The organism is Mycobacterium sp. (assembly GCF_049608025.1).
In the GTDB taxonomy this organism is placed as follows: Bacteria; Actinomycetota; Actinomycetes; order Mycobacteriales; family Mycobacteriaceae; genus Mycobacterium.
In genome coordinates this window covers 21,748-34,356 of record NZ_JBMYXC010000003.1, presented here as the reverse complement: position 1 = coordinate 34,356, position 12,609 = coordinate 21,748, and the positions used below count along the sequence as shown (strand labels likewise).

The following is a 12,609-nucleotide window of genomic DNA, read 5'->3' as shown; positions in this document are numbered from 1 at the left end:
CAATTGTGATCCAGGTCGCAACAATATGGCATCGGGTGCCGGAATGAAAGGAGAGTGCCGATGGACACTGCCAAGGCACCCGTGGGTCGCCGCCGGTCGACAAGTTGGGAACACATCAGCGACGTGGCGATCGACCTGTTCATGACGCAGGGGTTCGACGATGTCAGCGTCGAGGATGTTGCGGCGGCCGCGGGGATCGCGCGCCGCACGCTGTTTCGCTACTACCCGTCGAAGAACGCGCTGCCATGGGGTGATTTCGACGCGCATCTCGAGCATATGCGCGCACTGCTGGACAACCTCGAACCCAGCGTGCCGATCCGCGAGGCACTGCGCGCCGCGCTGTTGGCGTTCAACCAGTTCGATGACACCGACCGGCACCGTCAGCGCATGCGACTGATTCTGGAAACTGAAGCTCTGCAAGCCTATTCGATGACGATGTATTCGGGATGGCGCGCTGTGGTGGCCACCTTCGTGGCGGGTCGACTCGGTGTCGCACCCGCCGATCTGGTGCCGCAGACGGTGGCGTGGACCACGCTCGGAGTCGCGCTTGCGGCCTATGAACACTGGCTCCGGGACGAAACGGTCTCCCTGCCCGACGCACTGAGCGACGCGTTCGACATGCTGGCTCCGGGGCTGACCGGCCTGATGCGCTAACCCCTACGCCCTGTCCCGCACGCGCACATGTCGAAACGCCCATTACACATGCACTCTGATTCGGCAAGAGCCCCTAGAGTTGATTCCACGGATCCTTCTAGACGATTGGCGCGTGCAACAGTTGGACACCGAAGCGGTGGTGCAGCCCGGCCAACGCGCCGCACTGGCCCCGCCGAAGGTCCGATCTCACGCCCAGATCTCCAACAGCTGGATCGGGCGCCTGCGCGGCGCCCCCGCGAACGTCGGGCTGGCGGTGGGGCTCGACATCTGTTCGGCCGCATCGGCAGTCCTGTTGGCCCAGTGGTGGATAACCGGTAGTGCGTCGGATCGCAATGTCGCCCGCTACGCATGGCTCTTCGTGCCGATCGTCGTGGTCGTGTTGGCCATGCGGTCGATGTACCGGCGCAGGTTGAACCAGCGTTTCGCCCACGCCTCCGAATCGCTGGAATCGTCCATCGCGGTTGCCGCGCTGGCGACGCTGATGATCACCCTGCTGCTCGTTCCTCCGCTCCACGCGAGCGAACTTGCTGTCCCCCATGTCCGGCCCGGCGAGATGGTGCTCAAGCTGTGGGTCTGCGCGGCCGTTGTGATGCCCGTGGTGCGCCTGACCAAGTCGCTGTTGCAGCGGCACCTGCGGAGGAGATTCCGCTTCGGCAGTCCGGCGCTCATCATCGGCTCCGGCCCCATCGCTCAACAGCTGATCACGCGCATGCGTCAGGTCCCGGAATACGGCCTGAATCCTGTTGGTCTACTCGATGATAGGCCGCCATCAGCCGCGGACTCATTGAATGTGCCGTACTGCGGGACGACCGACAATCTCGCGGCCGCCGCGCGCCTGACCGCCGCTGCAGAGCTCATTGTCGCGCCGTCGTCAGCGTCGGACGAACAGCTTGCTCGTACCGCGCAGCTGGCACAGAGCCTCGGCATTCGGGTGCGCGTCGTACCTCGGCTGATGGACGCCGTCGGCGGCGGCACATGGGTCGAGCACCTGGGTGGCGTACCATTGATGATGCTCTGCCACGTCAACCCGAAGGGCTGGCAGTTTGCGCTAAAACACTCTTGCGACCGAGTAGCGGCCGGGGCGGGATTGGTGTTGATCTCACCGCTGTTCCTAGGCCTGGCACTGCTGGTCAAGCTCACTTCCCGCGGTCCGATCTTCTTTAGTCAGGAGCGCGTGGGACGTGACGGCAAGGTCTTCGGCTGTCTGAAGTTCCGGAGCATGCGTTGCCTGGGTCCTGGAAGCGAGTCCTTCGCTCTCCGAACGGGTTCGGCACCAGGGGGTGTGGAAGGCGACGACCGGCGCACTTTCGTCGGGCGGATCATGCGTAAGGCTTCGTTGGATGAGTTGCCTCAGCTACTCAACGTGCTGCGCGGCGACATGAGTCTGGTCGGTCCCCGTCCCGAGCGGCCCGAGTTCGTCGAACTGTTCGAGACGAACTTGCGGCGCTACGGCGACCGGCACCGGGTCAAGGCCGGCATCACCGGATGGGCGCAGGTACACGGCCTGCGGGGGCAAACCTCAATCGCCGACCGGGCTGAGTTCGACAACTACTACATCGAGAACTGGTCGCTGCTGTTGGACTTCAAGATCTTGGTGCTGACCTTATTGACGGCGCTGCGCAGCGGGGAAGACTGACTTCAGCCCAGGACCTCGGCGATCGGCGCACCCGCGGCGACCTTCGATCTGGCCTTCATCACCTTGCCCGGCATTCCGCCCCCGACCACACCGGCCAGTGCACCGTCGCGCTCGTAATAGGCCAGAAACCTGCGGCCGTCGTCCTCGACGACATGGACGGTATCGGTGGCCTCGGGTTCGCCCAGGCACTGAATCTTGACATCGTACTGGTCACTCCAGAAGTACGGCACCGGGACCGTCGAAGGGGCATCAATACCGAGAAGCGCGGGCACCAGAGTCCGAGCCTGGTCGGCGACATTGCTCCAATGCTCAACGCGCACTTGGCCTGCCACGTCGTCTTGCCAGGAGGCCACATCCCCGATGGCCCAAACGTGGGGCGCACTCGCGCGGCCCACCCCATCGCAGACCACGCCATTGTCGACCTCGATCCCACTCCCCTCGAGCCACCCCGTCGCGGGATGGGAGCCGATGCCCACGATGACCAGATCGGCATCCACTTCCGTGCTATCACCGAGCGTGACCTTCTGCACCCGGCCCTGTCCACTGACCTCCGAAACGCTCACGCCGCAGCGGACGTCGACGCCCTCGGCGCGGTGCAGCCTGGTCACCAGTTCACCGATCGTCTGGCCCAGCACCGAGGCAAGCGGTGTCGGCTGCGGTTCCACCAGCACCACATCAACGCCGAGACTGCGCAGGCTGGCGGCCACTTCACACCCGATGAATCCGGCCCCCACCACGACGGCGCGGCGGGCGCTGCCCGCCGCCTCGCGCATCGCAAGACTGTGCTCGTATGAGCGCAGGACGTGGATGCCGGCCAGGTCCGGGAACGAAGAAATGCGTCTGGGTATCAGACCGGTGGCTATCACCAGTTCGCCGTAGGGCAGTTCAGTGCCATCGGCGAGTTTCAGGGTCTGCGCGGTCGTGTCCACCGAAGTGACTGCGTTGCCGAGCAGCACCGTGATGTCTTTCTCTGCGTAGTACTCGGCCGGCTTGAGTGTGACGTCATCAGTTTCAGAACGCAGTACTTCCTTGGACAGCGGCGGCCGATCGTAGGGCAGGTGGCTCTCATCGCTGACGATCGTGATGGCTCCGGCGTACTCGGAACGACGTAATTGCTCGGCCGTGCGGGCAGCGGCCAGCCCGCCACCAACGATCACGACACCCGATGATGTGCTCACGTGGGTGTTCTACACGATCACGTGGGACCGATGTGCATTACCCCGCCTACCGAGCTTCGGGGCCCGGAACTCAACCCTGCGCACGCTCGATCAGGTTGGACAGCACGACGGTGCTTTCGCTGCGCTCGACATCGGCGCTCGCGCGGATGCGCTCGAGAGCCTCCTCGAGGTGGCCCATGTCACGGGCCAGCACGTGCAGCAAGGCATCTGAGGTGCCGGTGACGGTGGCGGCACTCACCACCTCGGGAATGTCCTTCCACGCCGCACGAAGCGCGTCAGGGGCAATGGTGCCGTGGCAGAACACCTGGACGTAGGCCTCAGTGGTCCAGCCCAATGCAGTGTGGTCGACGATGGTGGTGAAACCCCGGATGACACCACTGTCGAGCATCCGGTCGACCCGCCGCTTGACCGCGGGTGCCGACAGATTCACCCGCTGCCCGATCTCGGCGAACGTCGCCCTGGCATGTTCCACCAACTCGTTCAGGATGCGTTCGTCGGTCTCGTCCAAACGGTCCATGACCCTCCTAGCGCAATGAATCGCTGCAATTGTTTATTCTACGCAACTTATTAAGCCTTACTGCGCAACAACTGGCGATTGATTGCGTAGCCTGGGTTCCATATCGTTATTGCCATGTCGCTCTCCGATATCGACGGGGTCGTTGCGTCCCCCATCACCGATGTCACCACCCGGCGGTCGGCCCGGCCGCGCCGCTATGTCATGGCCGCACCGAGATTTTTCGCCGTCGAGTACGTCATCAACCCGTGGATGGACACCTCGACCTCAGTCGATCCCCGGCGCGCTCTCCAACAGTGGGAGGCGCTGAGACAGACCTACGCCGAGCTCGGGCACACCGTCGAACTCGTCGCACCGGTGGCAGGCCTGCCGGACATGGTCTACGCCGCCAACGGCGGATTCATCGTCAACGGCAAGGCGGTGGTCGCCCGTTTCGCCCATGCCGAGCGCGCCGGCGAGTCCACCGCTCATGCCGACTGGATGTTCTGCAACGGCTATCCACCCTCCCGGACCCGGTACGTCAACGAGGGGCAGGGCGACTTGTTGCTGGTCGGCTCGACCATCCTGGCCGGCCATGGCTTCCGCACAGACCGACGCGCCCACGACGAGGTCGCCGGACACCTCGGAATGCCGGTCGTCAGCCTGGAACTCGTCGACCCTCGCTTCTATCACCTCGATACCGCGCTGGCCGTCCTCGATGAGGACACCATCGCCTACTACCCGCCGGCGTTCGCCCCGCGTTCCCGCACGATGCTGACCCAACTGTTCCCCGACGCCATCGAGGTGACCAGCGCCGACGCCTACGTCCTCGGCCTCAACGTCGTCTCCGACGGCCTCAACGTCGTCCTGCCCGCCGCCGCCACCGGCTTCGCCGAACAACTCCGACAGACCGGTTTCCGGCCGGTCGCAGTGGACCTGTCCGAACTGTTCAAGGGTGGCGGATCCGTCAAATGCTGCACACTGGAGATACATTCATGACGATGACCCTTGCCGGAAGCAACGCAACCCCCGCTGGAAGCGACGGAAGCCCCGCTGGAGGCAGCTCTACGGTGGATGCCACGACGACGGATTCCGGCGCCGCGATCGCACTCGACCACCGCCATGTCGCGCACAACTACTCGCCGCTTCCCGTCGTGGCCGCCAGCGCTGAAGGCGCCTGGATCACCGACATCGAGGGCCGTCGCTATCTGGACTGCCTCGCCGCATACTCCGCGGTCAATTTCGGCCACCGAAATCCGGAGGTCACAGCGATCGCCCACGCGCAGCTGGACACCGTGACCCTGGTCAGCCGCGCCTTTCACTCTGATCGCCTCGCCCCGTTTTGCGAGGCCCTGGCCGCACTGTGCGGAAAAGACATGGCGCTGCCCATGAACAGCGGCGCCGAAGCGGTGGAGAGCGGCATCAAGATCGCCCGTAAGTGGGGGCTCGAAGTCAAAGGTGTTCCCGCCGGGCAGGCCAATATCGTCGTAGCGCGCAACAACTTCCACGGACGTACCACGACAATCATCAGCTTCTCCGACGACCACACTGCGCGCCGGGGCTTCGGTCCCTACACCCCCGGTTTTCGTTCGGTACCCTTCGGCCCCGAAGATCCGTCCGCAGCCGCCATGGCCGACGCGATCGACGATGACACCGTCGCCGTGCTGATCGAGCCCATCCAGGGCGAGGCGGGGATCATCGTGCCGCCCGACGACTACCTGCCACGGGTGCGCGCCCTGTGTACTGAGCGCAATGTTCTCCTGATCGCAGATGAGATACAGTCCGGGCTCGCCCGCACCGGCCGTACCTTCGCCTGCGATCACTGGGACGTCGTGCCCGATGTTTACTTGCTGGGCAAGGCCCTCGGCGGAGGCGTCGTTCCGCTCTCCGCGGTGGTCGCCGACCGGGACATCCTCTCAGTGCTGCAACCCGGCGAGCACGGTTCGACCTTCGGCGGCAATCCGCTGGCGGCGGCGATCGGAGCCACCGTGGTCGATATGCTCCTTCGTGGCGGATTCCAGTCCCGCTCAACCGAACTCGGTGCACACCTGCACACGCGGCTACGAGGCCTCATCGGCCACGGCGTGATCGCGGTACGCGGAAAAGGGCTGTGGGCCGGCGTCGACGTCGACCCGGTGCACGGCACCGGCAAACAGATCAGTCTGAAGCTGTCCGATCGCGGCGTGCTGGTGAAGGACACCCACGGGTCGACGCTGCGGTTCGCCCCGCCACTGGTAATCACTGCAGACGAAATTGACTGGGCTGTTGATCAGTTAGCAGGCGTTCTGACCGAAACGGGTTCACACTAGGTCAGTACTGCCGCCCACGATCAGGAGGCTTCATGCCCGCGCCGTCGCCGATAAGCCTCGCCGAGCAGATGCTCAGAAGACGCCCCGCGATCGGCGCCCCGGTCGCCCACGGCGCCTCCGAAAACCTCGAGCGCAGCATCGGCACCTTCCAGTTGACGATGTTCGGCGTGGGCGCCACCGTCGGCACCGGTATCTTCTTCGTTCTGTCCGAGGCGGTGCCCGAAGCCGGTCCGGCGGTGATCATCTCATTCATCATCGCCGGTATCGCCGCCGGCCTGTCGGCCATCTGCTATGCGGAGATGGCCTCGGCCGTGCCGGTGTCGGGATCGAGCTACTCCTACGCCTACACGACGCTTGGCGAGTTCGTCGCGATGGGTATCGGCGCCTGCCTGCTCCTCGAATACGGCGTGTCCATCTCCGCGGTCGCCGTCGGCTGGAGCGGCTATGTGAACAAGCTGCTGGACAACCTTTTCGGCGTGCAAGTTCCCGAGGTACTCTCGGCTGCACCGTGGGACGATGCGGGCGGCCTCATCAACTTGCCCGCAGTCCTGCTGATCGTCATGTGCGCAGTGCTGTTGATTCGCGGCGCCAGTGAGTCCGCCGTTGTCAACACGATCATGGTCGTCATCAAACTCGGCGTGCTGCTGCTGTTCGTGGTCATTGCCCTCACGGCATACAACTCCGACCATTTTGCCGGGTTCTGGGACGCAGGCTTCTCCGGGATCACCCTCGCCGCAAGCGGAATCTTCTTTTCCTACATCGGACTTGACGCCGTCTCCACCGCCGGCGACGAGGTGAAAAATCCTCAGAAGACCATGCCACGCGCGATCCTGGCCGCACTGATCATTGTCACCAGCTTCTATGTGCTGGTGGCGTTCGCCGCACTCGGGTCGCAGCCCACCGCAGAATTCGGTTCACCCGAGCAATCCACAGCCGGCCTGGCGGTGATCTTGGAGAACATCACCGGCAGCACGTGGGCCAGCACGGTCCTCGCGGCCGGCGCGGTCATCTCCATCTTCTCCGTCGCACTTGTGGTGATGTACGGGCAGACCCGCATTCTGTTCGCGATGGGTCGCGACGGTCTGCTCCCGTCGCTGTTCGCCAAGGTCAATCCCCGCACGATGACGCCAGTCAACAACACCGTCATCGTGGCCGTCGTGTGTTCACTCCTGGCCGGCTTCGTTCCGCTGGGAAATCTACTCGACATGGTGTCCATCGGCACGCTGATCGCATTCATCACGGTGTCCATCGGTGTCATCGTCTTACGGGTCCGCGAGCCTGACCTGGAGCGCGGTTTCAAGGTGCCCTTCTACCCCATCACGCCGATCCTCTCGGTGGCCGCATGCCTCCTGGTGCTGTGGGGCCTGCACTGGTACACATGGATCGCGTTCGGCGCTTGGGTCGGCGTTGCCCTGCTGTTCTGGGCGTTCTGGAGCAGGCACCGCAGCGCGCTGGGCCACAGCGGCGACGGCACAATCTTCTCGGCCGTAACGGATGTCGAGGACCTGAAGTGACGGTCCTGGCGGGTTACCTAGCTGGGAAGTGCGGGCACGCGCCCCTCAATCTGGCCGTGGAAATGGCGCGATCGCTCAAGACATCGCTGTTCGTGACCGCGGTAGTGCCCAGGCCGTGGATGACCCCATCTCCCGCCCGGGTCGACGCCGAGTTCGCTGCTTACGCACACCAATTGGCATCCGACTCCGAGAGCGAGGCACGACAGTACCTCGATACCGCGGCTCCAGATCTGGAGGTCGGCTTTCTCCAGGTATCCAGTCGTACCGCTGGAGACGGACTGCTGGATGCCGTCGAGCGCGTCGGTCCCGACGTGCTCGTCGTCGGATCTTCGGCCGGCGGTGCGCTCGGGCAGGTGGTTCTGGGGTCCACCACCGATTGGTTACTGCATGCCTCTCCGGTGCCGGTCGCGTTGAGCCCGCGCGGTTATCGCGGATCACGCTCGGGCGCGTTGGGGAGGATCACATGCGCCTACTCGGGCACACCGGAGTCAATACGGGTAGTCGAGCGCGTCACCGCGCTCACCGCGGCGCTCGGTCTGCCGCTTCGCGTCGTGAGCTACGCCATCCGGGGGCGCACCATGTTCCCCCCGCAGGTGGGATTGCACGCCGAGGACTCACTGCTCGACGCCTGGGCCTCTCAGCTGCGGCAAATCACGGCAAAGCTCAAGTCCGACAAGGTCGTCGGTGAAGACGTTGAGCTACAGGTCATCACGGGCAACGGCTGGGATCAGGCGCTGGACGCCACCGTATGGGAGGAGGGTGACGTGCTGGCACTGGGTACGACGTCACGCCGCGATATCAAAGGGGTGTTCCTTGGTTCGCACGGCGCCAAAATCATCCGACACAGCCCTGTTCCGGTGTTGATGCTGCCCGCTTGACCGACTTGGCTGCGGCCTCAGTATTTCGCGGTCCCACGGTCGACCGCGATCTGGGAACCGGATATCGTCGCGGACCCATCACCGGCCAGCCAGGCCACCACGTCTGAAACCTCTTCCGGCGCCATGAATTCCTGTAGGCCCTTCTTGGCGTTGTGGTTCACCGGACGGTAAGGCATCGGCGAGAAGCTGTGAAGGAAGGCCGGGTACTTCCCGAAGATCTCCATCATCACTTCGGGCTCGACCATCGGCGTGTCGACCGAATAGGGGTGGATCGAGTTGACCCGAATCCCGAACTCACCCGCTTCGATGGCCAGAGAGTTGGTGATCGCCACGAGCCCGTGCTTGGAGGCTGCATAGTGGGCGTTGCCCGGGGTGGCCTTGGTGCCTGCCGATGAGCTCACGATGATTATCGACCCCCCGTTGCCGGCCTCGATCATCGCCGGAACCGCGGCGCGGATGGTGCGCCAGGTGCCGTTGAGGTTGACGTCGATGACACTGTCCCACTGCTCTTCGGACATCTCGAATATCCGGCCCCAACTCAGGATGCCCGCGTTCGCCACGACGATGTCCAGTCGGCCGAAGTGTTCGATTCCCCGGGCAACCACCTGCTGCTGCGCCTCGAGGTCACGAATATCGACCTCACCAACGATCACCTTGCGCCCGTTGGCCTCGACCATTCGCGCAGTTTCGGCCAGATCCTCGGCTGTCGGCATGGGGTAGGTGATGGCATCCGATACCGACCCGCACACATCGATCGCGATGATGTCGGCGCCCTCGCGCGCCAGTCGGACAGCGTGCGCACGACCTTGTCCGCGCGCCGCTCCGGTGATGAATGCGACGCGACCATCCAGAGGCCCTTCAGCTGTCACGACTCTTCCTCCTATTTCTTCGCGAACCCGCGCGCCCGCACCCGCAGACGCCGTCGCAGCCTGACCGCCGCGCGCTCACTCACAAAGTGTGGGCCAAAGCAGCATCAGGCTAGCAGCAGAACTAGAACACGTTCTAGAGCACGGTCGTCTGTCAGGAATCCAGCGCGTCGCGCATGATCGGGCACGTCATGCAGTGCCCGCCGCCGCGGCCGCGACCGAGTTCTGCACCAACGATGGTGATCACCTCGATACCTGCCCTGCGCAGCAGGGAGTTGGTGTGGGTGTTGCGGTCATAAGCGAACACCACTCCCGGTTCGACGGCCACGAGGTTGTTTCCGCTGTCCCATTGCTGACGTTCCGAGTCGTACTTGGTCCCGCCGGTTTCGACGACCCGCAATGCCGGCACATCCAACGCCGAAGCCACGACTTCGACGAACGGCTTGCTCTCCTCAATAACCTCGACACCAACCGCGCTGTCACTCGGGAGAAGAGTGAAAGAGGCTATGCCGTTGACGATCTCAGGATAGACCGTGACCACGTCGCGGTCGGCGAAGGTAAAGACAGTATCCAGGTGCATGGCGGCACGCAGCTTCGGCATGCCTGCAACGACCACCTTTTCAGCGGCGCCCTTCGCAAACAGGTCGGCCGCAACCTGGGTGATGGCTTGGCGCGACGTACGCTCACTCATCCCCATGAGCACCACCCCGTTGCCCGGAACCAGCACATCGCCACCCTCGATGGTGGCCAGCCCCCAGGATTTCTCGGGATCACCCCACCACACCGTGGATCCGACGAAGTCTGGATGGAACTCGTAGATCGCCTTCATCAACAGCGTCTCGTCGTGGCGTGCCGGCCAGAACAGCGGGTTCAGCGTGAGCCCGCCGTAGATCCAGCACGTCGTGTCACGGGTGTACAGGGTGTTGGGTAGCGGTGGCATCAGGTACTCGGCGACCCCGGTGTCCTCCCGCACCAGCGTCCGGTACCCGGCACCCAGGTCGGCGGGCAGGTCGCGGGTCGACATCCCGCCGATCAGCAGCTCCGCCAAGCGATGCGACTGCAGGCAGTCCAAGAAGCCCCGGGTGTCCTCCAACAGCCCGAGGCCCACCTGATTGGCCACGATTTTGCGGTCCAACAACCAGGCCTTGGCCTCCGGGATCTGCATCGTCTCGGCGAGTACGTCGTGCAACTCGACAACGTCGACGTCGCGATCGCGCATCTTGTCCATGAAGTCGAAGTGGTCGCGGCGGGCGTTCTGCACCCAGAGCACATCGTCGAAGAGCAGGTCGTCGCAATTGGTCGGGGTGAGGCGCTCGTGGGCCAAGCCCGGCGAGCACACCAGGACCTTACGCAGCTTTCCCACCTCGGAGTAAACGCCGTAGGAAGCCGCTGGCGCCACGGAATTCATCATGGATCGATCCTCTCGATTGCCCCTCCTTCGTCGCGAGTGGGACTCGCGGTCAACTGTGGTCTATCAATCCACTGGGCCGACATGAGTTCGGTGGACGTGACATAGCGCAGCGCGGCGGAAACCAGACGTCAAGTCTTGTCATATCAAGCCCTCACGCGAAGAAAACCGGCCGACCCCTCGACGGCCGTCGTACCTACATCGTCGGGTTCATCGCGCGCGTTACAGCTCGCTCGCGCGCGTTACAGCTCGCTCGCTCGCGACGAAGGCGCGAGAAATGCCGGTGGATCGCGGCGTGTCGTGTGCCGACACGCGCGCTCGCCGGGAACCGGGTGCCGACACGCGCGCTCGCCGGGAACCGGGTGCCGACACGAAGAGTGGCGCCCACCGTGTCGGGTGAGCGCCACTCTCGGTAGCTGGAACCTACTTGATGATCTTGGTGACCCGACCGGCACCGACGGTCCGGCCGCCCTCGCGGATCGCGAAGCGCAGGCCTTCGTCCATGGCGACGGGCTGGATCAGCACCACGGAGATGTCGGTGTTGTCACCGGGCATCACCATCTCGGTGCCTTCCGGCAGCGTCACCACTCCGGTCACATCGGTGGTGCGGAAGTAGAACTGCGGACGGTAGTTGTTGAAGAATGGCGTGTGACGGCCACCTTCGTCCTTGGACAGGATGTAGACCTGGCCCTCGAACTCAGTGTGCGGGGTGGTGGTGCCCGGCTTGATCACAACCTGGCCGCGCTCCACGTCCTCGCGCTTGATGCCGCGCAGCAGCAAACCGACGTTGTCGCCGGCCTGGCCCTGGTCGAGCAGCTTGCGGAACATCTCCACACCGGTGACCGTGGTCTTGGTGCTGGTCGGCTTGATACCGACAATCTCGACTTCCTCGTTCACATTGACCATGCCGCGCTCGACACGGCCGGTGACCACGGTGCCACGACCGGTGATCGTGAAGACATCCTCGACGGGCATCAGGAATGGCCGCTCGGTATCGCGGACCGGATCCGGGATCGACTCATCGACGGCGTCCATGAGCTCCTCGATGGACTTGACCCACTTCTCGTCGCCCTCGAGCGCCTTGAGCGCCGAGACCTTGACAACCGGGGCTTCCTCGTCGAAATCCTGCCCGGCCAGCAGTTCGCGGACCTCCAGCTCAACGAGCTCGATGAGTTCCTCGTCATCGACCATATCGGCCTTGTTCAGCGCCACCAGAATGTAGGGCACGCCGACCTGACGGGCCAGCAGCACGTGCTCGCGAGTCTGCGGCATCGGGCCGTCGGTGGCCGCCACCACCAGGATCGCGCCGTCCATCTGGGCGGCACCGGTGATCATGTTCTTGATGTAGTCAGCGTGACCGGGGGCGTCGACGTGTGCGTAATGACGCTTCTCGGTCTGGTACTCCACGTGGGAGATATTGATCGTGATACCGCGCTGACGCTCCTCAGGCGCGTTATCGATCTGGTCGAATGCGCGCGATTCGTTCAACTCGGGATGCTTCTCGTGCAGAACCTTCGTGATTGCTGCAGTCAGTGTGGTCTTGCCGTGGTCAACGTGACCGATGGTCCCGATGTTGACGTGCGGCTTCGTCCGCTCGAACTTCGCCTTCGCCACTTCTGTGTCCTCCTGGACTGTGTTGGTGCTTCTTGTAAAGCAGAGTTGATCTTTGCAGT

The 12,609-nt window shown here is 64.0% G+C and carries 11 protein-coding genes; 6 read left to right on the top strand and 5 right to left on the bottom strand.

Annotation, left to right across the window (positions count from 1 at the left end):
• Positions 1-60 precede the first annotated feature (60 nt).
• Together mftR and ACPGXI_RS01775 are read left to right on the top strand one after the other, a co-directional pair.
• Positions 61-654 (top strand): mycofactocin system transcriptional regulator MftR, encoded by a 594-nt coding sequence (mftR, locus tag ACPGXI_RS01780; RefSeq protein WP_526649194.1) that lies wholly within the window; start codon positions 61-63, stop codon positions 652-654.
• 112 nt (positions 655-766) lie between these two features.
• A complete protein-coding gene (locus ACPGXI_RS01775; protein WP_526649192.1) occupies positions 767-2,290 on the top strand; it encodes an exopolysaccharide biosynthesis polyprenyl glycosylphosphotransferase in 1,524 nt (507 codons plus the stop codon).
• 2 nt (positions 2,291-2,292) lie between these two features.
• Here the strand turns inward: ACPGXI_RS01775 and ACPGXI_RS01770 are convergent, their stop codons facing one another.
• Together ACPGXI_RS01770 and ACPGXI_RS01765 are read right to left on the bottom strand one after the other, a co-directional pair.
• Entirely contained in the window at positions 2,293-3,468 is a 1,176-nt protein-coding gene (locus ACPGXI_RS01770; protein ID WP_526649190.1) for an NAD(P)/FAD-dependent oxidoreductase, read from the bottom strand.
• Between the two features lie 70 nt (positions 3,469-3,538).
• Complete coding sequence (locus ACPGXI_RS01765) at positions 3,539-3,985, bottom strand: Rv2324 family transcriptional regulator (protein ID WP_526649188.1); 447 nt, start codon at positions 3,983-3,985, stop codon at positions 3,539-3,541.
• 114 nt (positions 3,986-4,099) lie between these two features.
• Between ACPGXI_RS01765 and ddaH the strand changes: the two genes are divergently transcribed.
• Genes ddaH through ACPGXI_RS01745 form a run of 4 tightly spaced genes read left to right on the top strand, consistent with a single transcriptional unit; the run spans position 4,100 to position 8,662 of the window.
• Entirely contained in the window at positions 4,100-4,960 is an 861-nt protein-coding gene (gene ddaH, locus ACPGXI_RS01760) for a dimethylargininase (RefSeq protein ID WP_526649186.1), read from the top strand.
• 2 nt (positions 4,961-4,962) lie between these two features.
• Positions 4,963-6,270 (top strand): ornithine--oxo-acid transaminase, encoded by a 1,308-nt coding sequence (gene rocD, locus ACPGXI_RS01755; RefSeq protein WP_526649184.1) that lies wholly within the window; start codon positions 4,963-4,965, stop codon positions 6,268-6,270.
• A 32-nt stretch (positions 6,271-6,302) separates the two neighbouring features.
• A complete protein-coding gene (locus ACPGXI_RS01750; protein ID WP_526649182.1) occupies positions 6,303-7,784 on the top strand; it encodes an amino acid permease in 1,482 nt (493 codons plus the stop codon).
• Positions 7,781-8,662, top strand: a complete 882-nt coding sequence (locus ACPGXI_RS01745) for a universal stress protein (protein ID WP_526649180.1) — start codon at positions 7,781-7,783, stop codon at positions 8,660-8,662. Before ACPGXI_RS01750 ends, ACPGXI_RS01745 begins: the two co-directional genes overlap by 4 nt.
• A gap of 17 nt (positions 8,663-8,679) precedes the next feature.
• Here the strand turns inward: ACPGXI_RS01745 and ACPGXI_RS01740 are convergent, their stop codons facing one another.
• The 3 genes from ACPGXI_RS01740 to tuf form a co-directional block, all read right to left on the bottom strand.
• The gene (locus ACPGXI_RS01740) at positions 8,680-9,513 is read right to left on the bottom strand and encodes a mycofactocin-coupled SDR family oxidoreductase (protein WP_526649372.1); all 834 of its coding nucleotides are present in this window, start codon (positions 9,511-9,513) and stop codon (positions 8,680-8,682) included.
• A gap of 169 nt (positions 9,514-9,682) precedes the next feature.
• Complete coding sequence (locus tag ACPGXI_RS01735; RefSeq protein WP_526649178.1) at positions 9,683-10,939, bottom strand: arginine deiminase; 1,257 nt, start codon at positions 10,937-10,939, stop codon at positions 9,683-9,685.
• A gap of 420 nt (positions 10,940-11,359) precedes the next feature.
• On the bottom strand, positions 11,360-12,550 hold the full coding sequence (gene tuf, locus ACPGXI_RS01730) for an elongation factor Tu (protein ID WP_526649177.1): 1,191 nt from the start codon (positions 12,548-12,550) through the stop codon (positions 11,360-11,362).
• Positions 12,551-12,609: the final 59 nt, after the last annotated feature.